Annotated in this window: 24 protein-coding genes and 1 pseudogene; 18 read left to right on the top strand and 7 right to left on the bottom strand. The window is 57.1% G+C overall.

Going from position 1 to position 21,519, the window contains the following annotated elements:
• Positions 1 to 146 precede the first annotated feature (146 nt).
• The 14 genes and pseudogenes from fliF to rcsA all read left to right on the top strand — a co-directional run bounded on the left by fliF (position 147) and on the right by rcsA (position 11,675).
• The gene (gene fliF / locus VPX56_RS14145; protein WP_326467107.1) at positions 147 to 1,826 is read left to right on the top strand and encodes a flagellar basal-body MS-ring/collar protein FliF; all 1,680 of its coding nucleotides are present in this window, start codon (positions 147 to 149) and stop codon (positions 1,824 to 1,826) included.
• Positions 1,819 to 2,817, top strand: a complete 999-nt coding sequence (gene fliG / locus VPX56_RS14150; protein ID WP_089599455.1) for a flagellar motor switch protein FliG — start codon at positions 1,819 to 1,821, stop codon at positions 2,815 to 2,817. The genes fliF and fliG overlap by 8 nt, the downstream gene beginning before the upstream one ends.
• A complete protein-coding gene (fliH, locus tag VPX56_RS14155) occupies positions 2,810 to 3,517 on the top strand; it encodes a flagellar assembly protein FliH (RefSeq protein ID WP_326467109.1) in 708 nt (235 codons plus the stop codon). The genes fliG and fliH overlap by 8 nt, the downstream gene beginning before the upstream one ends.
• On the top strand, positions 3,517 to 4,887 hold the full coding sequence (gene fliI, locus VPX56_RS14160) for a flagellar protein export ATPase FliI (RefSeq protein ID WP_131632135.1): 1,371 nt from the start codon (positions 3,517 to 3,519) through the stop codon (positions 4,885 to 4,887). Before fliH ends, fliI begins: the two co-directional genes overlap by 1 nt.
• A gap of 21 nt (positions 4,888 to 4,908) precedes the next feature.
• Entirely contained in the window at positions 4,909 to 5,352 is a 444-nt protein-coding gene (gene fliJ / locus VPX56_RS14165; protein WP_131632134.1) for a flagellar export protein FliJ, read from the top strand.
• Complete coding sequence (gene fliK, locus VPX56_RS14170) at positions 5,349 to 6,572, top strand: flagellar hook length control protein FliK (RefSeq protein ID WP_326467115.1); 1,224 nt, start codon at positions 5,349 to 5,351, stop codon at positions 6,570 to 6,572. Before fliJ ends, fliK begins: the two co-directional genes overlap by 4 nt.
• Before the next feature lie 106 nt (positions 6,573 to 6,678).
• On the top strand, positions 6,679 to 7,149 hold the full coding sequence (fliL, locus tag VPX56_RS14175; protein ID WP_131632132.1) for a flagellar basal body-associated protein FliL: 471 nt from the start codon (positions 6,679 to 6,681) through the stop codon (positions 7,147 to 7,149).
• Positions 7,150 to 7,153: 4 nt separating this feature from the next.
• The gene (gene fliM / locus VPX56_RS14180) at positions 7,154 to 8,158 is read left to right on the top strand and encodes a flagellar motor switch protein FliM (protein ID WP_131632131.1); all 1,005 of its coding nucleotides are present in this window, start codon (positions 7,154 to 7,156) and stop codon (positions 8,156 to 8,158) included.
• The gene (gene fliN, locus VPX56_RS14185) at positions 8,155 to 8,568 is read left to right on the top strand and encodes a flagellar motor switch protein FliN (protein ID WP_028019594.1); all 414 of its coding nucleotides are present in this window, start codon (positions 8,155 to 8,157) and stop codon (positions 8,566 to 8,568) included. The genes fliM and fliN overlap by 4 nt, the downstream gene beginning before the upstream one ends.
• A gap of 2 nt (positions 8,569 to 8,570) precedes the next feature.
• On the top strand, positions 8,571 to 8,945 hold the full coding sequence (gene fliO / locus VPX56_RS14190; RefSeq protein WP_131632130.1) for a flagellar biosynthetic protein FliO: 375 nt from the start codon (positions 8,571 to 8,573) through the stop codon (positions 8,943 to 8,945).
• Positions 8,945 to 9,682: a flagellar type III secretion system pore protein FliP gene (gene fliP / locus VPX56_RS14195; protein ID WP_326467120.1), complete on the top strand. Its 738-nt coding sequence runs from the start codon at positions 8,945 to 8,947 to the stop codon at positions 9,680 to 9,682. Before fliO ends, fliP begins: the two co-directional genes overlap by 1 nt.
• Before the next feature lie 10 nt (positions 9,683 to 9,692).
• Complete coding sequence (gene fliQ / locus VPX56_RS14200) at positions 9,693 to 9,962, top strand: flagellar biosynthesis protein FliQ (protein WP_003859587.1); 270 nt, start codon at positions 9,693 to 9,695, stop codon at positions 9,960 to 9,962.
• 7 nt (positions 9,963 to 9,969) lie between these two features.
• Positions 9,970 to 10,762: pseudogene (fliR, locus tag VPX56_RS14205) on the top strand (flagellar biosynthetic protein FliR); the annotation flags it as partial.
• Between the two features lie 289 nt (positions 10,763 to 11,051).
• A complete protein-coding gene (rcsA, locus tag VPX56_RS14210) occupies positions 11,052 to 11,675 on the top strand; it encodes a transcriptional regulator RcsA (RefSeq protein ID WP_131632127.1) in 624 nt (207 codons plus the stop codon).
• A 101-nt stretch (positions 11,676 to 11,776) separates the two neighbouring features.
• On the opposite strand, the gene dsrB is transcribed toward rcsA, so the two are convergent.
• Entirely contained in the window at positions 11,777 to 11,965 is a 189-nt protein-coding gene (gene dsrB, locus VPX56_RS14215; protein WP_207389430.1) for a protein DsrB, read from the bottom strand.
• A 127-nt stretch (positions 11,966 to 12,092) separates the two neighbouring features.
• Here dsrB and yodD point away from each other — a divergent pair, with 127 nt between their 5' ends.
• A complete protein-coding gene (gene yodD, locus VPX56_RS14220) occupies positions 12,093 to 12,320 on the top strand; it encodes a YodD family peroxide/acid resistance protein (protein WP_131632125.1) in 228 nt (75 codons plus the stop codon).
• A 300-nt stretch (positions 12,321 to 12,620) separates the two neighbouring features.
• Positions 12,621 to 13,421 carry a mannosyl-3-phosphoglycerate phosphatase-related protein gene (locus VPX56_RS14225; protein ID WP_326467128.1) on the top strand — a complete coding sequence of 267 codons (801 nt, stop codon included), beginning with the start codon at positions 12,621 to 12,623 and terminating at the stop codon, positions 13,419 to 13,421.
• On the opposite strand, the gene dgcQ is transcribed toward VPX56_RS14225, so the two are convergent.
• The 3 genes from dgcQ to VPX56_RS14240 form a co-directional block, all read right to left on the bottom strand.
• Positions 13,406 to 15,106 carry a cellulose biosynthesis regulator diguanylate cyclase DgcQ gene (gene dgcQ, locus VPX56_RS14230; protein WP_131632123.1) on the bottom strand — a complete coding sequence of 567 codons (1,701 nt, stop codon included), beginning with the start codon at positions 15,104 to 15,106 and terminating at the stop codon, positions 13,406 to 13,408. The two genes, VPX56_RS14225 and dgcQ, sit on opposite strands and share 16 nt — an antisense overlap.
• A 71-nt stretch (positions 15,107 to 15,177) precedes the next feature.
• Positions 15,178 to 15,360 carry a YodC family protein gene (locus VPX56_RS14235; RefSeq protein WP_131632122.1) on the bottom strand — a complete coding sequence of 61 codons (183 nt, stop codon included), beginning with the start codon at positions 15,358 to 15,360 and terminating at the stop codon, positions 15,178 to 15,180.
• A 78-nt stretch (positions 15,361 to 15,438) separates the two neighbouring features.
• Positions 15,439 to 16,353, bottom strand: a complete 915-nt coding sequence (locus VPX56_RS14240; protein WP_407655153.1) for a DUF808 domain-containing protein — start codon at positions 16,351 to 16,353, stop codon at positions 15,439 to 15,441.
• 175 nt (positions 16,354 to 16,528) lie between these two features.
• Between VPX56_RS14240 and yedA the strand changes: the two genes are divergently transcribed.
• A complete protein-coding gene (yedA, locus tag VPX56_RS14245; protein WP_326467134.1) occupies positions 16,529 to 17,443 on the top strand; it encodes a drug/metabolite exporter YedA in 915 nt (304 codons plus the stop codon).
• Here the strand turns inward: yedA and VPX56_RS14250 are convergent.
• From VPX56_RS14250 to VPX56_RS14260, 3 genes are all read right to left on the bottom strand, one after another.
• On the bottom strand, positions 17,415 to 17,897 hold the full coding sequence (locus VPX56_RS14250) for a very short patch repair endonuclease (protein ID WP_326467136.1): 483 nt from the start codon (positions 17,895 to 17,897) through the stop codon (positions 17,415 to 17,417). The two genes, yedA and VPX56_RS14250, sit on opposite strands and share 29 nt — an antisense overlap.
• The gene (locus VPX56_RS14255; protein ID WP_326472068.1) at positions 17,878 to 19,293 is read right to left on the bottom strand and encodes a DNA cytosine methyltransferase; all 1,416 of its coding nucleotides are present in this window, start codon (positions 19,291 to 19,293) and stop codon (positions 17,878 to 17,880) included. Before VPX56_RS14255 ends, VPX56_RS14250 begins: the two co-directional genes overlap by 20 nt.
• 61 nt (positions 19,294 to 19,354) lie before the next feature.
• Positions 19,355 to 20,056 carry a phosphohydrolase gene (locus tag VPX56_RS14260; RefSeq protein ID WP_326467138.1) on the bottom strand — a complete coding sequence of 234 codons (702 nt, stop codon included), beginning with the start codon at positions 20,054 to 20,056 and terminating at the stop codon, positions 19,355 to 19,357.
• Positions 20,057 to 20,343: 287 nt separating this feature from the next.
• Here VPX56_RS14260 and ompC point away from each other — a divergent pair, with 287 nt between their 5' ends.
• On the top strand, positions 20,344 to 21,513 hold the full coding sequence (gene ompC, locus VPX56_RS14265; protein ID WP_326467140.1) for a porin OmpC: 1,170 nt from the start codon (positions 20,344 to 20,346) through the stop codon (positions 21,511 to 21,513).
• Positions 21,514 to 21,519: the final 6 nt, after the last annotated feature.

Below are 21,519 nucleotides of genomic sequence, written 5' to 3' on the forward strand. Positions count from 1 at the left end.
CAGGTTATTTGACGCATAGAAAATCCCGAATCATCAAATAATGGCAGGGCCATCAGTATGGAACTTTTGTCGTGTTTGCCGACCCGGGAGTCAGTTTTGTTTCTCTACACGAATAACGTAAACCACCAGGATTTAAGAGGTGCGCAATGAGTGCAACAGCATCGACAGCGCCACAGAATAAATCACTCGAGTGGATGAACCGCCTTCGCGCGAACCCTAAAATCCCGTTGATCGTGGCAGGCGCTGCCGCCATTGCGATCCTTGTTGCGATGGTGCTGTGGGCGAAAAGCCCTGATTACCGTACCCTTTACAGCAACCTTTCCGACCAGGATGGCGGTGCCATCGTCACCCAGCTTACCCAGATGAACATCCCTTATCGCTTCGCTGATAACGGCGGCGCGCTGGAAGTGCCTGCGGATAAGGTGCATGAACTTCGCCTGCGTCTGGCGCAGCAGGGTCTGCCGAAAGGCGGCGCGGTCGGTTTTGAACTGCTGGATCAGGAAAAATTCGGTATCAGCCAGTTCAGCGAGCAGGTTAACTACCAGCGCGCGCTGGAGGGCGAGCTGGCTCGTACCATTGAAACCTTAGGCCCGGTGAAAAGTGCCCGTGTGCACCTCGCCATGCCGAAACCGTCGCTGTTTGTCCGCGAGCAAAAATCCCCTTCCGCCTCCATTACCGTCAACCTGGAGCCGGGCCGTGCCCTGGACGAAGGGCAAATCAGCGCGGTCACGCACCTGGTCTCCAGCGCAGTGGCGGGTTTACCGCCGGGCAACGTAACGCTGGTCGATCAGAGCGGCCATCTGCTGACGCAAAACAACAGCGCCGGTCGCGATCTCAATGATGCACAGCTGAAATATGCCGCCGATGTGGAAGGCCGCCTGCAGCGCCGTATCGAAGCGATCCTCGGCCCGGTCGTGGGCAACAGCAACGTGCATGCCCAGGTCACCGCACAGATAGATTTCGCCAATAAAGAGCAAACAGAAGAGCAGTACAGCCCGAACGGCGACGCGTCTCAGGCCGTTATGCGCTCCCGCCAGATTAATTCGAACGAACAGATTGGCGGTCAATATCCGGGTGGCGTACCGGGCGCGCTGGCTAACCAGCCTGCTCCGGCAAACTCAGCGCCAATTTCTACCCCTCCGGCAAACCAGCAGAACGGTCAGCAGAATAACCCGCAGACGACCACAACGGCGAACAGCTCTGGTCCACGCACCACCAGCCGTAACGAAACGACTAACTATGAAGTCGACCGCACGATTCGCCACACCAAGCTGAACGTGGGCGATATTCAGCGCCTTTCCGTGGCCGTGGTGGTGAACTACAAAACGCTGCCGGACGGTAAACCGCTGCCGCTCACCGCCGACCAGATGAAGCAGATTGAAGACCTGACGCGCGAAGCGATGGGTTACTCCGAAAAGCGCGGCGACACGCTTAACGTGGTCAACTCACCGTTTAACTCGGTGGATGAAACGGGTGGTGAACTGCCGTTCTGGCAACAGCAGGCGTTTATCGATCAGCTGATGTCGGCTGGCCGCTGGCTGCTGGTGCTGATCGTCGCGTGGCTGCTGTGGCGTAAGGGCGTTCGTCCTCAGCTCCAGCGTCGTGCCGCCGCTGAGAAGATCGCGCAGGAACAGATGAACACTCGCCAGGAAGTGGAAGAAGCGGTTGAGGTTCGTCTCAGCAAGGACGAGCAGATGCAGCAGCGCCGTGCTAACCAGCGCATGGGCGCTGAGGTGATGAGCCAGCGCATTCGCGAAATGTCAGATAACGATCCGCGCGTCGTCGCGCTGGTCATCCGCGGTTGGATGGGTAACGAACATGAGTAATACGCTTACGGGTACGGATAAAAGCGTCATCCTGCTGATGACCATTGGCGAAGACCGCGCGGCAGAGGTGTTTAAACACCTCTCGCAACGAGAAGTGCAAATTCTCAGTGCGGCCATGGCCAACGTGCGTCAGATCTCCAACAAGCAGCTGACCGAAGTGCTGGCGGAGTTTGAGCAGGAAGCCGAACAGTTTGCCGCGCTCAACGTCAACGCCAACGAATACCTGCGCTCCGTGCTGGTCAAGGCGCTCGGCGAAGAGCGTGCCGCCAGCCTGCTGGAAGATATTCTGGAAACGCGCGATACCGCCAGCGGTATCGAAACGCTCAACTTTATGGAGCCGCAGAGTGCCGCCGACCTTATTCGCGACGAGCACCCGCAGATTATTGCCACCATCCTGGTCCACCTCAAGCGCGGCCAGGCGGCCGATATCCTGGCGCTGTTCGAAGAGCGCCTGCGCCACGATGTGATGCTGCGTATTGCCACCTTTGGCGGCGTCCAGCCGGCCGCGCTGGCCGAGCTGACCGAAGTGCTGAACAACCTGCTCGACGGCCAGAACCTCAAGCGCAGCAAAATGGGCGGCGTAAGAACGGCAGCGGAGATCATCAACCTGATGAAAACGCAGCAGGAAGAAGCGGTCATTACGGCGGTTCGCGAATTCGACGGCGAGCTGGCGCAGAAAATCATCGACGAGATGTTCCTGTTCGAAAACCTGGTCGAAGTGGACGATCGCAGCATCCAGCGCCTGCTCCAGGAAGTGGATTCCGAGTCGCTGCTTATCGCCCTCAAGGGTGCCGAGCAGCCGCTGCGCGAGAAGTTCCTGCGCAACATGTCCCAGCGTGCGGCAGACATCCTGCGCGACGACCTGGCCAACCGCGGCCCTGTGCGTCTGTCCCAGGTGGAAAACGAGCAGAAAGCGATCCTGCTTATCGTTCGTCGTCTGGCGGAAACCGGCGAGATGGTGATTGGCAGCGGAGACGACACCTATGTCTAACGAGCTGCCGTGGAAGCGCTGGACGCCTGACGATCTGGCGCCTCCCCTCTCCGAGTTTACCCCTACCATCCTGTCGTCCGACGAGGGCGACAGCGAGGCCGTGGTGCCGGAGCTGAGCGAGGAAGAACAGCGTGCGCAGATGCTGGCCCAGATGCAGATGCAGGCGCACGAGCAGGGCTTCAACGCCGGTATGAACGAAGGCCGGATGAAAGGCCAGGAGCAGGGTTATCAGGAAGGCCTTGCCAAAGGCATTGAACAGGGCATTGAGCAGGCGCGCCAGCAGCAGGCGCCTATTCATGCGCGTATGCAGCAGCTGGTGAGCGAGTTTCAGCATACGCTGGATGCGCTCGACAGCGTGATCGCGTCGCGCCTGATGCAGATGGCGCTGGAAGCCGCGCGTCAGGTCATCGGCCAGACGCCAACCGTCGATAACTCGGCGCTGATTAAGCAGATCCAGGGGCTGCTCCAGCAGGAGCCGCTGTTCAGCGGCAAGCCGCAGCTGCGCGTGCACCCTGACGATCTCCAGCGCGTCGAGGAGAGCCTGGGCGCCACGTTAAGCCTGCACGGCTGGCGGCTGCGCGGCGATCCGACCCTGCATCACGGTGGCTGTAAAGTCTCTGCCGATGAGGGCGATCTGGACGCCAGCGTTGCCACCCGCTGGCAGGAACTGTGCCGCCTGGCGGCGCCGGGAGTCGTCTGATGACCGCACGCCTTACGCGCTGGCTCAACACCCTCGATAATTTTGAGACGAAGATGGCCCAGCTGCCGTCCGTTCGTCGTTACGGGCGATTAACCCGCGCGACCGGCCTGGTGCTCGAAGCGACCGGCCTCCAGCTCCCGCTGGGCGCAACCTGCGTGATTGAACGTCAGGACGGGCTGGAAATGCGTGAAGTCGAAAGCGAAGTGGTCGGGTTTAACGGCCAGCGCCTGTTCCTGATGCCGCTTGAAGAGGTGGAAGGCATCCTGCCCGGCGCGCGCGTTTATGCGAAAAACAGTTCCGGCGACGGTCTGCAGAGCGGCAAGCAGTTACCGCTCGGCCCGGCCCTGCTGGGGCGCGTGCTGGACGGCAGCGGCAAGCCGCTCGACGGCCTGCCCTCCCCGGACACCACCGAAACCGGCGCGCTGATCACCCAGCCGTTTAACCCCCTGCAGCGTACCCCCATCGAACACGTGCTGGATACCGGCGTGCGTCCGATCAACGCCCTCCTCACCGTGGGGCGCGGTCAGCGTATGGGCCTGTTCGCCGGTTCTGGCGTCGGTAAGTCGGTGCTGCTCGGCATGATGGCGCGCTATACGCAGGCAGACGTGATCGTCGTGGGCCTGATCGGCGAGCGTGGGCGCGAAGTGAAAGACTTCATCGAAAACATTCTGGGTGCGGAAGGCCGCGCCCGCTCGGTGGTGATCGCCGCCCCGGCGGATGTATCACCCTTACTGCGTATGCAGGGTGCCGCCTACGCGACCCGCATCGCCGAAGATTTTCGCGACCGCGGCCAGCACGTCCTGCTGATCATGGACTCCCTGACCCGTTACGCGATGGCGCAGCGTGAAATCGCGCTGGCCATCGGCGAGCCGCCCGCGACCAAAGGCTATCCGCCCTCGGTCTTTGCCAAGCTCCCGGCGCTGGTTGAGCGTGCGGGGAACGGCATCAGCGGCGGCGGCTCTATCACCGCGTTTTATACGGTGCTGACCGAAGGCGATGACCAGCAGGACCCGATTGCCGACTCCGCGCGTGCGATCCTCGACGGTCACATCGTGCTGTCGCGCCGTCTGGCCGAAGCCGGGCACTATCCGGCCATCGATATTGAAGCGTCCATCAGCCGCGCAATGACGGCGCTGATAACCGAGAAGCACTACGCCCGCGTGCGTAACTTCAAACAACTGCTCTCCAGCTTCCAGCGCAACCGCGACCTGGTGAGCGTCGGGGCGTATGCCAAAGGCAGCGACCCGATGCTCGACAAAGCGATTACCCTGTGGCCGCAGCTGGAGGCGTTTTTGCAACAGGGTATTTTTGAACGCGCCGACTGGGATGACTCGATCCAGGCTCTGGAGCTGATTTTCCCGCAGGCGTAACACAGGTGGAGGGCGAAGGTTATGGCGCAAAATAGCGCGTTATCAACGCTAAAAGATCTGGCTGAAAAAGAAGTGGATGATGCCGCACTGCAGCTTGGCGCAATGCGGCGCGGGTGCCAGCAGGCGGAAGAGCAGCTGAAGATGTTAATCGACTACCAGCACGAGTATCGCACCAGCCTGAATACCGACATGACGCAGGGCATTGGCAGCCAGCGCTGGATTAACTATCAGCAGTTTATCCAGACCCTGGAAAAGGCGATTGAACAGCATCGCCAGCAGCTGAACCAGTGGACGCAAAAAGTCGACACCGCGCTCAATTTCTGGCGCGAGAAAAAGCAGCGGCTGCAGGCCTGGCAGACGTTACAGGACAGGCAGATCGCGGCCGCAACCCTGGCGGAAAACCGTCAGGATCAGAAGAAAATGGATGAGTTTGCCCAGCGCGCATCAATGAGGAAACCGGAATGATCACACTGCAACAACTGCTGATGACCGACAGCGATACGTCAGGCGGCGCGCAGACGGGTAAAGGGGCCGACGGCGCACAAGACTTTCTTGCGCTGCTGGCGGGCGCATTGTCCGACGCAAGCGCTCAGGGCAAAGAGGCGCCGCTGACGCTGGACGATCTGAAAGCCGCAGGCGGCAAGCTCTCTAAGGTCGCGCAGGACGCCGAGGGAAATACCACCCTGCAGGCAAAAATTGCCGATTTGCTCGCTCGTCAGACGACGCTGACGGACGATGACGCGCTGCAGGCCACCTCGCTGCAAACGCTCGCGTCCGGGCTGATGCCCACCTCTCACGGCGATGCCCTCAAGTCGCTGACCACGGCCGCGGCAAAAGACGATGCGAAAGCCGACCTCAGCGAAGAAGAGCTTGCGGGCTTGAGCGCGCTGATGGCCATGCTGCCGCACCAGCAGACGACCACACCCGTCACGCCACGGGCAGAAGGCAGTAGCGACATCTCAGCCCTGCCCGCCGCCGCGCTGACGCAAAAGAGTGCGGGGCAGCCGACCCTGAGCAACGCGCTGACGGGCCATGAAAAAGCGCAGACCGCCGCGCCGTATCAGGCACAAAACGTTGATACCGCCGTGCCCGCCAGCGTGCCGGCGACACCGGCTGTCGCCGTCGCGGCAGAGAAGCAGGATCTCGCCAGCGCCTCTTCCACAACAACGCCGACGGCCACGCTGGCCCCTGTCGTCACGAGCCAGGCAACCGCCCAGCCTGCCGCCACCGTCGCCACGGCACCCGTACTCAGCCAGCCGCTGGGCACGCCAGAATGGCAGCAGAACCTGAGCCAGCACATCACGCTGTTCACGAAGCAGGGCCAGCAGACGGCGGAGCTGCGTTTACATCCGGACGATCTCGGCCAGGTGCAGATCTCGCTCAAGCTGGACGATAACCAGGCCCAGCTGCAGATGATGTCCCCGCACAGCCACGTGCGCGCGGCGCTGGAGGCGGCTATACCGATGCTGCGCACGTCGCTGGCGGAAAGCGGTATACAGCTGTCACAAAGCAGCGTTAGCAGCGAGAGTTTCTCCGGTCAGCAGCAGTCTGCTTCTCAGCAGCAGCAACAGTCTTCACGCTCCGGCCAGCAGGGTTTTAACGACGAAAATGACGAGCTGCTGGCTGTCCCGGCGGCCCTGCAATCGGCCGCGCGCGGCAACGGCGCGGTAGATATCTTCGCCTAAACGCCAGAGGTAGCGTGATTATCCCCGTCTTTTCCACGCTTTGAGATAAGGCGGACACGGGATAATCACCGTATTAAGCTGTACCGAAACAGGAAGCTCGTATCAGATGACTGACTCCGCTATCACCAAAAAAAGTAAGCGTTCCATCTGGATCCCGCTGCTGGTGTTGATCACGCTCGCCGCCTGCGCTACCGCGGGCTATAGTTACTGGCGTATGCAGCAGGAACCTTCCACTGCGTCAGCCAAAGCTGAACCCCCTCCGCCGCCGGCACCGGTATTCTTCCCTCTGGATACCTTTACCGTGAACCTGGGCGATGCGGATCGCGTGCTTTATGTGGGTATCACCCTGCGCCTGAAGGACGAAGCGACCCGTGCTCGTCTGAACGACTATCTTCCGGAAGTGCGCAGCCGTCTGCTGCTGCTGTTCTCTCGCCAGGACGCGTCTACGCTCGCTACCGATGACGGTAAGCAAAAACTGGTCGATGCCATTAAGCAAACGCTGGCGACCCCGCTGGTAAACGGCCAACCTAAGCAGGAAGTCACTGACGTTCTGTATACAGCCTTCATTCTGCGGTAACGACATGGGCGACAGTATTCTTTCACAGGCAGAAATCGATGCGTTGCTTAACGGCGACAGCGATAAGAGTGACGATCCCCAGCCGGGGCTGACGGGTGACGATAATATTCGTCCCTATGACCCGAATACCCAGCGCCGCGTGGTGCGTGAACGTCTGCAGGCGCTGGAGATCATCAACGAGCGTTTTGCGCGTCAGTTCCGTATGGGGCTGTTTAACCTGCTGCGTCGTAGCCCGGATATCACCGTCGGCGCGATCCGCATTCAGCCTTACCACGAGTTTGCCCGCAACCTGCCGGTGCCGACCAACCTTAACCTGATCCATCTGAAGCCGCTGCGCGGCACGGGTCTGGTGGTGTTCTCGCCAAGCCTGGTGTTCATTGCGGTGGATAACCTGTTCGGCGGCGACGGACGTTTCCCGACCAAAGTGGAAGGCCGCGAGTTTACCCATACCGAGCAGCGCGTCATTAACCGCATGCTGAAGCTGGCGCTGGAGTCCTATAGCGACGCGTGGAAGGCGATTAACCCGCTGGAAGTGGAGTACGTGCGTTCCGAGATGCAGGTGAAATTTACCAATATCACCACCTCGCCGAACGATATCGTCGTGAATACCCCGTTCCACGTGGAGATCGGCAACCTGACCGGCGAGTTCAACATCTGCCTGCCGTTCAGCATGATCGAACCGCTGCGCGAGCTGCTGGTTAACCCGCCGCTGGAAAACTCTCGTCACGAAGATCAGAACTGGCGCGAAAACCTGGTGCGCCAGGTGCAGCACTCGCAGCTTGAGCTGATCGCGAGCTTTGCCGATATCCCGCTGCGGCTATCCCAGATACTGAAATTACAACCCGGCGACGTGCTGCCGATAGAAAAACCCGACCGCATTATTGCCCATGTGGATGGTGTCCCGGTTCTGACCAGTCAGTACGGCACACTTAACGGCCAGTATGCGTTACGCGTTGAGCACTTGATCAACCCGATATTGAATTCGCTGAATGAGGAACAGCCCAAATGAGTGACATGAACAATCCGTCCGATGAGAACAGCGGAGCACTGGACGATCTGTGGGCTGACGCGTTAAACGAGCAACAATCCACCCCGAGCAAAAGCGCGGCGGATGCGGTATTCCAGCAGCTGGGCGGCGGCGACGTGAGCGGCACGCTGCAGGATATCGACCTGATTATGGATATCCCGGTGAAGCTGACCGTGGAGCTGGGCCGCACCCGCATGACCATTAAAGAGCTGCTGCGCCTGACGCAGGGTTCCGTGGTGGCGCTGGACGGTTTAGCGGGCGAGCCGCTGGACATTCTGATCAATGGTTATCTGATTGCCCAGGGTGAGGTCGTGGTCGTCGCCGATAAATACGGCGTGCGTATTACCGACATCATTACCCCCTCTGAACGCATGCGTCGTCTGAGCCGTTAAGAATGAAAACCCAGGCAACAGTATCACAACCCTCTGCCGTTCCCGGTTCACCGCTGCTCCAGGTGAGCGGCGCGCTGTTCGGTATTATTGCCTTTATTCTTATCGCGGCCTGGCTGGCAAAGCGTTTTGGCCTGGCGGGTAAAACCGCCGGCACTCGCGGGCTGAAGGTCAGCGCCAGCGCGTCGCTGGGGCCGCGCGAACGCGTGGTCATCGTCGAGGTCGAGGACGCCCGTCTGGTTCTGGGCGTGACGTCCTCCAATATCAGCGTATTACATAAACTGCCGCCTGCACCCCAAACCGGTGACGAGAGCGCAGAAGTCCCTGCGGATTTTCAGTCCGTGATGAAGAGTTTGCTAAAGCGTTCCGGGAGATCCTGATGCGCCGTTTGTTATCCCTTACGCTTGCGGGGCTTGTCCTGTTCGCGCCTGCCGCGTACGCGCAACTGCCGGGCCTGGTGTCGACGCCGATGGCCGGTGGCGGGCAAAGCTGGTCGCTCCCGGTACAGACCCTGGTATTCATCACCTCGCTGACCTTTATTCCGGCGATCCTGCTGATGATGACCAGCTTCACCCGCATCATTATCGTCTTTGGCCTGCTGCGTAACGCGCTGGGTACGCCTTCCGCCCCCCCGAACCAGGTGCTGCTTGGCCTGGCCCTGTTTCTGACATTTTTCATTATGTCGCCGGTGATCGATAAGATTTATACCGACGCCTACCAGCCGTTCAGTGAAGATAAAATCTCGATGCAGGTCGCGCTGGAAAAAGGGGCGCAGCCGCTGCGCGAATTTATGCTGCGTCAAACGCGCGAGGCGGATTTAGCGCTGTTTGCCCGGCTTGCCAACACGGGCGAGCTGCAGGGGCCTGAAGCCGTGCCTATGCGTATTCTGCTGCCCGCCTACGTGACCAGCGAGCTGAAGACCGCCTTCCAGATTGGCTTTACGATCTTTATCCCGTTCCTGATTATCGACCTGGTGATCGCGAGCGTCCTGATGGCGCTGGGCATGATGATGGTGCCGCCCGCCACCATTGCCCTGCCCTTCAAGATCATGCTCTTCGTGCTGGTGGACGGCTGGCAGCTGCTGGTGAGTTCCCTGGCGCAAAGTTTCTACAGTTGAGGAGCGCGCGATGACACCCGAATCGGTCATGATGATGGGCACGGAGGCGATGAAGGTCGCGATTGCCGTTGCCGCGCCGCTGCTGCTTGTCGCGCTCGTGACCGGCCTGATTATCAGTATTCTGCAGGCCGCCACGCAGATTAACGAAATGACGCTGTCGTTCATTCCGAAAATCATCGCCGTGTTCGTGGCGATTATTGTCGCCGGCCCGTGGATGCTGAACCTGTTGCTGGACTATATGCGCAACCTGTTTACCAATCTGCCGTACATCATCGGCTGAGACAACGATGCTGCAGATCACCAGCGATCAATGGGTACAGTGGCTCGGCCTCTACTTCTGGCCGATGCTGCGCATTATGGCGCTGATTTCCACGGCCCCTATTCTGAGTGAAAAATCGATTCCCAAGCGCGTTAAGGTCGGGCTGGGCATCATCATAACCATCATCGTTGCCCCGTCATTGCCCCCCGTCGACATTCCGATCTTCTCGGCCAATGCGGTATGGGTTGCGCTGCAGCAGGTTATGATTGGCGTCGCCGTCGGCTTTACCATGCAGCTCGCCTTTGCCGCCGTGCGTACCGCCGGGGAACTGATCGGCCTGCAGATGGGGCTATCCTTTGCCACCTTCGTCGATCCCGGCAGCCACCTGAACATGCCCGTGCTGGCACGCATTATCGATCTGCTGGCCATGCTGCTGTTCCTGTCGTTCAACGGGCACCTGTGGCTCATTTCTATGCTGGTTGATACCTTCCACACGCTGCCGATTGGCGAGAACCCGGTGAACAGCAATGCGTTTCTGGCGCTCGTGCGCGCCGCAGGGCTGATTTTCCTCAACGGGCTGATGCTGGCGCTGCCGGTTATCACCCTGCTGCTGACGGTTAACCTTGCATTAGGTTTACTGAACAGAATGGCACCGCAATTGTCCGTATTCGTAATTGGTTTTCCGGTCACGCTGACCGTCGGTCTTTTATTAATGTCATTGCTAATGCCACTTATCGCCCCCTTCTGTGAACATTTATTCAGCGAGATATTCAATCTGTTAGCGGATATTGTCAGCGAACTGCCGCGTAAATAATAGACCTCACCGTTTATATTGTCTCTCTGAGGATATTCCTAAAATAAATCACGAAAAACATCTACCAGGATATATCTGACGCGGTTTAATTGTTTCTAAGCACCTCACAATACTTAATATTTACTTTACTTTAAGAAGATTCCTGGCAAATTATACGTAACTTTACGGGATAGTGAGTCCGCCTGAAAGTCTTTGTCATGCTCACAGGTTTTATTACGTTTTTCCATCCCGTATGGCTGTTTATGAGCTCTCAGGCAGATGGTGAATTATCGTTACGCATTGAGTGAGGGTATGCCATGTCAACGATCATTATGGATTTATGCAGCTACACCCGGCTAGGGTTAACCGGGTATCTGGCAAGCAGAGGGGTAAGAAAGAGAGACATCAACGATGCACACACCGTTGACGAACTCGCAGCCGCTTGTGATGAACACAAGCCAGGCGTGGTGTTTATTAATGAGGACTGTTTTATTCACGATCCGGCCAACAGTCAGCACATTAAGCAAATCATTAATCAGCATCCTAAGACCTTGTTTATTGTGTTTATGGCTATCGCTAATATTCACTTCGACGAGTATTTATTGGTCCGAAAAAATTTATTGATCAGTTCTAAATCGATAAAGCCAGAGTCGCTGGATGACATTCTGGGTGATTATTTGAATAAAGAAGTTAAGAATGTAGGAGCGATTAACTTACCCACGCTTTCATTAAGCAGGACTGAATCCAGCATGCTGAGGATGTGGATGGCAGGACAAGGGACGATTCAAATTTCTGACCAGATGAATATCAAAGCCAAGACCGTTTCGTCACATAAAGGAAATATCAAACGGAAAATTAAAACGCATAATAAGCAAGTGATCTATCACGTCGTTCGCCTGACGGATAATGTGACGAACGGGATTTTCGTCAATATGCGCTAGTCATTTTTTAACCTTTAGTACCCTACACGATCTCTGGCCTTGCCAGAGATTTTTGCTTTTACAGCAGGGGTCGGGCACGCAGATGGCCGCCCGACGTGATGCTATTCTGCTCTTTCCACGAAGATGCCGTCCGGATGCCCCAGTTCGTTAAAGAACCAGATGCCGAGCGGGTAGTCATCCAGAGATACCAGGTACATTGTGCCTTCACTAAACTCTTCTATTGCCAGCACCACCCCCGGGCGGCGCGGCCCACCGTCCGTTTTAACGGTTACCCGATCGTTGACCTTCATACGTTCCTCCTGTGGTTTTGAGCCAGTGTAGAACAAAACGCAAAAACACACATCGCTACGGGGCGCGAATGGCGTTTTTGTGTGCAGTCTATACTTACCGTGAACACGGTTGAATGAGGACTCCGTAATGAAAACCGAGAAAGCGTATAGCGACACCATCAAACGCGACGTTGAAGTGGACGTCGATGCCCTGCTGGCTGCCATCAATGAGATAAGCGAGTCTGACGTCCGTCGCACCGACGATCGGTCCGAAAGGGTCATCGTCAACGGTAGGGACTACCACACCTACCGCGAGCTGGCCGAGGCCTTTGAACTCGACATCCATGACTTTAGCGTGTCTGAAGCGAACCGTTAGGGCGAAAAAAATCCCGGTCATGGGGATGACCGGGATCAAACTTGCTTATGCAAGAAGCACTTGAAAATTCGTTACACCAGGAAATCTGATGTACGCAAAACATTATCCCCAACGAATTTGTATGACAAGGATATATTCTCATAGTGAATATTATATTTTATGCATATAAATTTTTCTTATGTTGTTCAGCATGCATCGCGCGCGGGTTTGCCGGGATCGGTTCCATCTCTTTCGCTTCGCCACCCGGAATGTTTTTAGGAATATTCTTAGGATGACATCCATTTTGTATCAGGAGACCTTATGCTTTCACTTCAGGACCCGCTGCTGATTTTTTCCGATCTTGACGGCTCGCTGCTGGATATTCACACCTATGATTGGCAGCCAGCGCAACCCTGGCTGGATAAACTGCAAAATTATCAGGTGCCGGTCATTCTCTGCAGCAGCAAGACGGCCGCCGAAATGCTGGATATTCAGCAGGATCTTGGCATGGAAGGCCTGCCCTTTATTGCCGAAAACGGTGCGGTGATTCAGCCAGACGTGCGCTGGGAGAGTGTTAAGCGTCATCTTAACGGGATGAAGCATAACGAGATTTATCCGCTACTTGCGCAACTTCGCGAGCAGACAGGCTTCAAATTCACCACCTTTGACGATGTGGATGAGCGGGTAATCGCCGAGTGGACGGGGCTGAACCGACATCGTTCTTTGCTTGCTCGCCAGCACGAAGCCTCCGTTACCCTTATCTGGCGCGACAGCGATGAGAATATGGTGCGTTTTGAAGAGGCGCTGGCCGGTCATGGCCTGCAGTGCCTGCAGGGAGCACGCTTCTGGCACGTGCTGGACGCGCGCTGCGGTAAGGACGTGGCGATCGGCTGGCTGGTTGAGCAATACCGCGCGCGCGAGGGCGCCGTGCCCACGACGCTAGGACTCGGCGACGGCCCCAATGATGCCCCTCTTCTGAACAGCGTGGACTTCGCAGTGGCGATAAAGGGTATCAACCGCCACGGCATTACGCTCAAGGATGATAACCCGGCCCGGGTGTATCATACGCAACACTCCGGCCCGGCAGGCTGGCGTGAAGGGCTCAATCACTTCTTCTCGTGACCGTTCGACACAACCCGGTTACGCCCGCCCTGCTTGGCCTCATACAGGCGTGCATCTGCAATAGACTGTAGCTGTTCAAACTGGTAGTTGTCCTTTTCCTGCGCGCTGCTCACGCCAAGCGACGCGCTGATGCGCAGGGTTGTGCTTTTTTGCACGAGTATCTCTTTACTGTCGATTCGCGCGCGGATGCGTTCAGCCACCGCGCTCGCCTCCGCAAGCCCGACGCCCGGCAGCACAACGCAAAACTCCTCGCCACCCACGCGTCCCGCGACGTCGTTGGGACGCAGCGCGCTGGCAATCAGTCCTCCCGCGTGCGACAGCACCTTATCGCCCGCCTGGTGGCCGAACCGGTCGTTAATGCTTTTGAAGTGGTCGAGATCGATCTGGATAACTGAAAACGGCAACGACTGCTGCTGGCACTGCTTAGCCAGCATTTTTGCCCGCTCAAAAAGCGCGCCACGGTTATTCAGCCGGGTGAGGGGATCGTGCCACGCCTGCCACTGCAGCGTGTGCTGAAGGGTGTACATGTTGCTGACCATCCGACGGATAACCAGCCAGGAGATCAGCAGCATCGCGGTAAATAGCGCCCACAGAAGCGCCAGCACGATGCTAATGCTGCCGAACTCATCGTGTACGCCTTCGTGAAGGGTATGTACCCGCAGGACAACGCCATCGAAGTGGTCCAGGCGCTCCCAGCTGATAAAACGGCTTCCAAGACGAATCCCGCCCTGGGTATCGGTTTCTATCGCACGCGCAATCTGCGCCATCTCACGCTCGTCAAACTGATTTCCCGTGGCTGCGGGCGTCTCCGAGGTGGCGATCATATTCAGGCGGGTATCGTAAAGCTGATACTCCCCTTCGGCGCGATCGTCCATGGCATCCACCAGCAGGCGCTTCATGGTTGCAAAGGTGAAGTCCATCGCCACCACGCCATACCAATAATGGTTGTAATAGATCGGGACGCTGGCGGTAATGAACGGCTGGTTGCCGACGAAGACTGAGGCGGGTGAAATGAACCAGCGCACCGCCCGCGCACGGTTATCCCGGTCAGATTGCTCTCTAAACCAGGGCAGCGTGACCAGCTGATAATAGCGGGGAGAAATATCCTGCGGCCGTGCAGGCGTATCCGTTGCGAGGAAAAATCCGGCGCGTGAGACATAGACCACCCTCTCCTCTTTCCGCGTGCCGGACGAGGCCAGCCGCAGCAGATAGCCCACTTCAAGCGCGGCGGAGAGCTCGTTGGTCAGATGCTCTTCATCACGGTTGAGCAGCGTGGTCTTTTCAACAAAGGCATCGGAGACGCCGTTAATCGGGAGCGTGCGGTTTTTATCGACGGCGATTTGCCAGTTGGCGGTGTGACGTAACGTTTCAAAACGCCCGACGGCATCGTGCAGTACGCCAAATGCCAGCGGCGTCTGCAGCGCGTCGCGCATGCTGTTGCGAAAAAAAAGCATCTTGTCGACGCTGAACTGCAGCTGCCTGTCCAGTGACGTGGCGACCGTAGCCAGATGGTTGCGCTGGCTGGAGATGTAGGCTTCTTCCAGCACCACTACCTCGCGCCAGGTGAGGAGGGTTGAGAAGATCAGGACGACCAAAAAACAGAGGTTAACTATCAGGCCAGGATTGCTGCGCTTGTGCAGCCATTGCAGAAAAGACCGTTTTAAAACATAAGTATCGCGCTGCACACTCTCTCCCTGATTGCTACCCTTCGCTCGTATGGTCAGTAAAACGCCCGGTAAAACCGGGCGTTACGTGATTAAGCCTTATCGCGCTTTTGCCTTCCGTCTCCCGGCTGAAGCTCGTCTTCACGAAACGCTTCCCGCTGGATACTGTAACCATCATGCCAGCGGCATTCCACCATTCCGCTGGCGTAACCGGTGACAATCATGCGAGGACCGCCGTTCTTAGGCTTAACTTCATCACTGACTACAAAGACCATACCTGCCTCCTGTATCAGGGTGAAACGTTTTCAATTTAGACGAGGAATGGCCTTTCTGCATCCTGCTGCGGGTAACAATTAGTGCGACGTGCCGCGCATCTTTTCGACCAGCTTTACCGCCGCGACCACGATGCCGCCGATGATAAAGCCCAGCACCAGGTTGACCAGCATCGGCAGAACGGCGGCCACCACGGCCCCCTGCTCAGAGGCGAAGCCTTCGATGGCGTGGTGCAGCGGTGCGATACCGTGAACCACGATGCCGCCTCCGACGAGGAACATCGCCAGCGTACCCACGATGGACAAACTCTTCATCAGCCAGGGCGCCAGCACCAGCAGGCTCTTGCCGATACCCCTGGCAACCGCGCTCGATTTTTCCTCCAGCCAGTAGCCGATATCGTCCAGCTTGACGATCAGCCCCACCAGGCCGTAGACGCCGACGGTGACCAGAATGGCAATCCCGGAGAGGATCAGCACCTGATTGAGCAGCGGCGCTTCCGATACAATACCGAGCGTAATCGCCACGATCTCAGCCGAGAGTATAAAGTCGGTGCGAATAGCGCCTTTCACCTTATCGCGCTCAAAGGTTTTGGGGTCCTGCGCCGCCAGCGCCTCAAGACGCTGCTGGCGCACCTCTGGCGTGTCGCTTTCTTTGCGCGACGCAATGGTGTGCAGCACCTTTTCCACGCCCTCGAAGCACAAAAATGCCCCACCAATCATCAGCAGCGGCGTAATTGCCCAGGGAATAAACGCGCTGATCAGCAGCGCCAGCGGAACCAGTATCACCTTGTTGAGGAACGATCCCTTCGCCACGCCCCAGACCACCGGCAGCTCGCGGTTCGCCCTTACCCCGCTCACCTGCTGCGCGTTTAGCGATAAATCGTCTCCCAGCACGCCCGCCGTCTTTTTGGCTGCCAGTTTTCCCATCACCGAAATGTCATCGAGTAACGTGGCAATATCATCCAGCAATGTTAATAAGCTACTTCCTGCCAAAATCTCTATCCTTCTTTTTTTGGTAATTAAGTGAATAGTATGGAGCAAAAGCGCAAACCCTGAAACAGGCACCTCACGTCAACAAAAAATTCACATCAACTACACAATTAAAGGACTCGCCACGCCGATAGTTTTGACGTTTACTATCAGCGACCTTTTTATTTCGTCGTGAGGGATTATGCGTTTCCGGCAATTATTACCGCTCATTGGAGCGCTTTTTTCGCTGTATATCATCTGGGGTTCCACCTATTTCGTCATTCGTATCGGGGTGGAAAGCTGGCCGCCGCTGATGATGGCGGGAATTCGCTTCCTGTCTGCCGGCGTGCTGCTTTTGGCCTTCCTGCTGATGCGCGGGCATAAGCTTCCCTCTCTGCGCCCCATGCTTAACGCCGCTCTTATTGGCCTGCTGCTGCTGGCCGTGGGCAACGGTTTTGTCACCGTCGCCGAGCACCAGAACGTCCCCTCCGGTATTGCCGCGGTGGTGGTTGCCACGGTTCCGCTGTTTACGCTCTGCTTCAGCCGTCTTTTTGGCATTCGTACCCGCAAGCTGGAATGGCTGGGCATCGGCATCGGGCTTGCCGGGATAATCCTGCTCAACAGCGGCGGCAACCTGAGCGGTAATCCGTGGGGAGCACTGCTGATCCTTATCGGGTCGATGAGCTGGGCCTTTGGTTCCGTGTACGGCTCGCGCATTGAGCTGCCCTCCGGCATGATGGCAGGTGCGATTGAGATGCTGGCTGCGGGGATTGTGCTGCTGGCTGCCTCCGCGCTGACGGGCGAAAAGCTGACGACGATGCCGGATCTTTCTGGCTTCCTGGCGGTCGGTTATCTGGCGCTGTTTGGATCTATCATTGCCATTAATGCCTATATGTTCCTGATCCGCAACGTCTCGCCCGCGGTTGCTACCAGCTATGCCTACGTTAACCCGGTCGTCGCGGTACTGCTCGGCACCAGTTTTGCCGGTGAAGTCTTGTCGCCGGTGGAGTGGCTGGCGCTGGGCGTGATTGTCTTTGCCGTCGTGCTGGTGACGCTGGGCAAATATCTGCTGCCTGCAAAGCCGGTTATCACCCCGTGCGGGGTGGAGAAACCGTAATACCCTGGGTATCGATCTGCGCGGTCTGACCGCCGCCGCAGATCCACTCTTCCAGCCTTTCCGTCAGCTGCGCATCGCTGAGCTTTAGCCTGCCGCGCAGCGCGCACTCCCAGACGATCAGCACCCGCCAGCCCTGCGCAATAAGGGCGGACAGATCGCGCCGGTCGCGCGCGACGTTCTTGCCGATTTTATCCAGCCAGAATTCAGTGCGCGTTGCGGGAACCTTAAACAGGTAGCAGTCGTGATGATGCCAGAAACAGCCGTGGGTAAAGATAATGCACTGATACGCGTCGATGACGAAATCAGGCCGTCCGGCGAGGGCCGCGTCCTGAACCCGGAAATCAAAACCGGCCTCGGTCAGCAGCCCGGCCAGCCGCTTTTCAATTGCGGTATCACGCGTGCCGATGGCACGCATGTTTTTACTCCGCGTTGCTTTATTGTGCACATCCGTCATTGACGGCCTCGCTCTGGCGCAGCGCAACGGCCTGCCTGATGCGCGATGCCAGCAGCTTTGCGACTGCCGCAAACGCAGGCACCACGACGGAGTTGCCAAACTGACGATACGCCTGCGTATCCGACACCGGAATGCGGAAGCTGTAGCCCTGCGGCGCTTCAAACCCCATCAGTCGCGCACATTCGCGCGGCGTCAGGCGGCGCGGACGATGCTGCTGATTGTGGGGATCGTCGAAGTCTTTTTCGCCAAGCGCCTTATCCCAGCCTCTGTCGATAAGGATCTCTGCGCCATCCTTGTAGTAGCGGGCCGAGAGCGTGCGGGTCACGCTGTGCGGATCGTTGGGGTTGACCATGCCAAAACCAAAGCCATTGCCTTTTGCCTGATGCTTTTTGGCGTAGCGGTAAAGGTATTTCCACAGCACCGGGGTCAGGATAAATTTCGCATCGACGGCGGGCTCAAGCAGGTCGGCAATGGCTGGACGGCGCGCCGGGTACAGCGCCGGAATATCGCGCAGGGTGAAATCGCCCTTCAGATTGAGGTCGCGGCGGAAGCCCACCAGCACGATGCGTTCCCGGTGCTGCGGAAGGAAATGCTTACCGTCAATAATCTTGGGATCGTCTGCGCCCATGTGCTCTGCGTCAGCCACGTCGTAGCCCAGTTCGTCCAGCGTCTGCATGATGATGCGGAAGGTCTTACCGCCATCGTGGCTTTTTAGATTCTTAACGTTTTCCAGCACAAATATGGCCGGACGGCGGGCATCAATAATGCGGACCACATCAAAAAACAGCGTTCCCTGGGTGTCGCAGGCGAACCCGTGGGCGCGTCCAAGCGCGTTCTTTTTAGATACCCCGGCGAGCGAAAAAGGCTGGCACGGGAAGCCGGCCAGCAGCACGTCATGTGCCGGGATCGCGTCGCGAATATGCCGGGCCGCCTCGGCATCGGATACGTCGCTTTTATGGCTCAGGGTCACATCGCGAATATCGGCGTTGAAGCTGTGCGCATCGGGATCGCAGTACCAGTTGGCTTTATAGGTGCGCACCGCATGTTTGTTCCACTCGCTGGTAAACACGCACTGGCCGCCGATGGCCTCAAAGCCGTGGCGGATGCCGCCGATACCGGCAAACAGATCGATAAATCGGAAAGCATAGTTGGGATGCGCCGCTGGAGGACGCGGCAGCAGGGTTTGCAGATACCGGAACTCCCCTTCGCTGAGGCGGTGCCCTGCGCGCTCGCTGGTCAGCAGCCTCTTGAGGATGGCCGGACTCCAGTGGCTCTCGCCCTGTGCCACCAGTTGGTTAGCCAGGGATTTGACATCATAGATAGCCAGCAGCTGGTGCAATAACGCCTGCACCGTTGCCGTTGATTTCTCGGCCTGCTGGGGCGCGGGCTCGGTCACTGATCGATTTTCCTGCATTCTATTAACCGCACAATAAAGACTCGAAACAGATTACCACAGTTCATGAACGCAAACTGCGGCGGAAGCGGCTCAATACCTGGCTATCCAGCCCCAGGCAGTCACCCTGCAGTTCGGCGCTCAGTTTGGCCATAAACTGAATCAGAAAATCGGCATTGTGGCGGGCAAGCTCGCGCCCCTCGTCCGTTTGCATCGACTCCGGCAGGCGCAGCAGCTTCGTCTGGAAGTGATCGAGCGCGAAGGCTTTGTCATCTAACGCTCTGGAATCTGCAAAAGGATCGCGCGCATCAAACAGCGGGACGCCCAGCGCCCCGGATACGGCGAACACCCGCGCCAGACCGATCGCCCCCAGGGCTTCCAGCCGATCGGCATCCTGAACAATTTTCGCTTCCGCGCTGAGGGGGGCGATCCCCGCGCTAAAGCTGTGCGCTTCTATAGCATGTTCGACGGCGGCGTAGCGCTCTGCGGGAAAGTCCGGAAAATCGCGCTGCAAAATCTCGCGCGTTTGACGCGCGGCCAGCCGTGAGGACCGGCTGCGTTCGGGATGATTTTTCGGCAGGCTGACAATGTCGTGAAAGTAGCAGGCGGTCAGCACCACCAGCGGGTCGACGCTGTGATGAGGCATCATTTTCTGCGCCGTCAACCAGACGCGACGGAAGTGCGAAATATCGTGCGCGGTGTCGTCGGAAGCGTGATGTTCATTAAGCCAGGATTCGAAGCGCTGCTGCCACTGAGTGAGTTCCATCAATCCTTCCTGTTACACAAAATTAAGGGGTGAATTATAACATAGCCAAATTAACTCAGTTAAAAAATAGACATGCGAAATACTTAATAATAATTACCTCCTATATTTTCAATTAATTAATTCATGAGAAAAATAAAGAGATTAATTGAAATATTTTGCAATGTTTTTACCAATTTAATTACATTTATTTTTGAACCAAAATAACAATCCGTAGAATAGTATCGACGGTGTAATTACGGAGGGTAATTACATATATTCAGATGAATTATATTTAAAGGGAATATATAATGAAAAGAAAAGTTCTGGCAATTCTGGTACCCGCTTTATTAATGGCTGGCGCAGCAAATGCGGCAGAGATGTACAACAAGAACGGCAACAAAGTCGACCTGTATGGCAAAGTCGATGCGCGTCATACCTTCTCTGATAACGCGGGCGACGACGGCGACGAAACCTACGTGCAAATTGGTTTCAAAGGCGAAACCCAGATTACTAATGAACTGGTAGGTTATGGTCAGTGGGAATATAAAACCTACGCCAACGATACCGAAGGCGCGAACGACAAATCATTTAACCGTCTGGCGTACGCTGGCCTGAAATATGGCGAATACGGCTCGTTTGATTACGGCCGTAATTACGGCGTAGTGTATGACGTTGAAGCCTGGACGGATATGCTGCCGGTATTCGGCGGTGATTCTTACACCTGGACCGATAACTTTATGAATGGCCGTGCTAACGGTCTGGCTACCTACCGTAACTCAGATTTCTTCGGTCTGGTTGATGGCCTGAACTTTGCGCTGCAGTACCAGGGTGCGAATGAAGGACAGGATGCAACGGAAGATCAGGAAGGCACTAAAAACCGCAGGATGAAAGATGTTCGTTTCGAGAACGGCGACGGCTTCGGTATGTCTACATTCTACGACTTCTCTGGCGATCTATCCGGCCTGAGCCTGGGTGCGGCATACTCCTCTTCTGACCGTTCGAATCAGCAAGAAGCTTATGGCAAGCGCTACAGCGCGCGTTATGCGGGCGGTGAGCGTGCAGAAGCATGGACACTGGGCGCGAAATACGATGCCAATAACGTATACCTGGCGATGATGTACGCCGAAACCCGCAACATGACGCCGTACGGTGACTACGGTATTGCGGATCAGACCCAGAACTTCGAAGCCGTGGCCCAGTATCAGTTCGACTTCGGTCTGCGCCCTTCCCTGGCATGGGTTTACTCCAAAGGTAAGGACATGTCTTACCTGGGTAACGGCTCCAATCCACAGGGTCAGCACGGCGACATGGACCTGGTTAACTACATCGACCTGGGCATGACCTACGCCTTCAACAAGAACTTCTCCACCTATGTTGATTACAAAATCAACATGCTGGACAACGATGAAAGCTTCTACGAAGCAAACGGCATTGCGACCGACGACATCGTTGGCGTAGGCATGACCTACCAGTTCTAATCCCCA

The sequence above is a fragment of the Enterobacter wuhouensis genome (assembly GCF_035835995.1).
Lineage (GTDB): Bacteria > Pseudomonadota > Gammaproteobacteria > Enterobacterales > Enterobacteriaceae > Enterobacter > Enterobacter wuhouensis.

Coding starts and splice junctions, on each gene's coding strand:
- VPX56_RS14250 (WP_326467136.1), bottom strand. CDS start 17,897: ATGACGGATGTGCACAATAAAGCAACGCGGAGTAAAAACATGCGTGCC.
- fliM (WP_131632131.1), top strand. CDS start 7,154: ATGGGCGACAGTATTCTTTCACAGGCAGAAATCGATGCGTTGCTTAAC.
- fliN (WP_028019594.1), top strand. CDS start 8,155: ATGAGTGACATGAACAATCCGTCCGATGAGAACAGCGGAGCACTGGAC.
- fliQ (WP_003859587.1), top strand. CDS start 9,693: ATGACACCCGAATCGGTCATGATGATGGGCACGGAGGCGATGAAGGTC.
- fliI (WP_131632135.1), top strand. CDS start 3,517: ATGACCGCACGCCTTACGCGCTGGCTCAACACCCTCGATAATTTTGAG.
- fliP (WP_326467120.1), top strand. CDS start 8,945: ATGCGCCGTTTGTTATCCCTTACGCTTGCGGGGCTTGTCCTGTTCGCG.
- ompC (WP_326467140.1), top strand. CDS start 20,344: ATGAAAAGAAAAGTTCTGGCAATTCTGGTACCCGCTTTATTAATGGCT.
- fliH (WP_326467109.1), top strand. CDS start 2,810: ATGTCTAACGAGCTGCCGTGGAAGCGCTGGACGCCTGACGATCTGGCG.
- rcsA (WP_131632127.1), top strand. CDS start 11,052: ATGTCAACGATCATTATGGATTTATGCAGCTACACCCGGCTAGGGTTA.
- yodD (WP_131632125.1), top strand. CDS start 12,093: ATGAAAACCGAGAAAGCGTATAGCGACACCATCAAACGCGACGTTGAA.
- fliJ (WP_131632134.1), top strand. CDS start 4,909: ATGGCGCAAAATAGCGCGTTATCAACGCTAAAAGATCTGGCTGAAAAA.
- VPX56_RS14260 (WP_326467138.1), bottom strand. CDS start 20,056: ATGGAACTCACTCAGTGGCAGCAGCGCTTCGAATCCTGGCTTAATGAA.
- fliG (WP_089599455.1), top strand. CDS start 1,819: ATGAGTAATACGCTTACGGGTACGGATAAAAGCGTCATCCTGCTGATG.
- fliF (WP_326467107.1), top strand. CDS start 147: ATGAGTGCAACAGCATCGACAGCGCCACAGAATAAATCACTCGAGTGG.
- VPX56_RS14235 (WP_131632122.1), bottom strand. CDS start 15,360: ATGGTCTTTGTAGTCAGTGATGAAGTTAAGCCTAAGAACGGCGGTCCT.
- fliO (WP_131632130.1), top strand. CDS start 8,571: ATGAAAACCCAGGCAACAGTATCACAACCCTCTGCCGTTCCCGGTTCA.
- dsrB (WP_207389430.1), bottom strand. CDS start 11,965: ATGAAGGTCAACGATCGGGTAACCGTTAAAACGGACGGTGGGCCGCGC.
- yedA (WP_326467134.1), top strand. CDS start 16,529: ATGCGTTTCCGGCAATTATTACCGCTCATTGGAGCGCTTTTTTCGCTG.
- fliL (WP_131632132.1), top strand. CDS start 6,679: ATGACTGACTCCGCTATCACCAAAAAAAGTAAGCGTTCCATCTGGATC.
- VPX56_RS14225 (WP_326467128.1), top strand. CDS start 12,621: ATGCTTTCACTTCAGGACCCGCTGCTGATTTTTTCCGATCTTGACGGC.
- fliK (WP_326467115.1), top strand. CDS start 5,349: ATGATCACACTGCAACAACTGCTGATGACCGACAGCGATACGTCAGGC.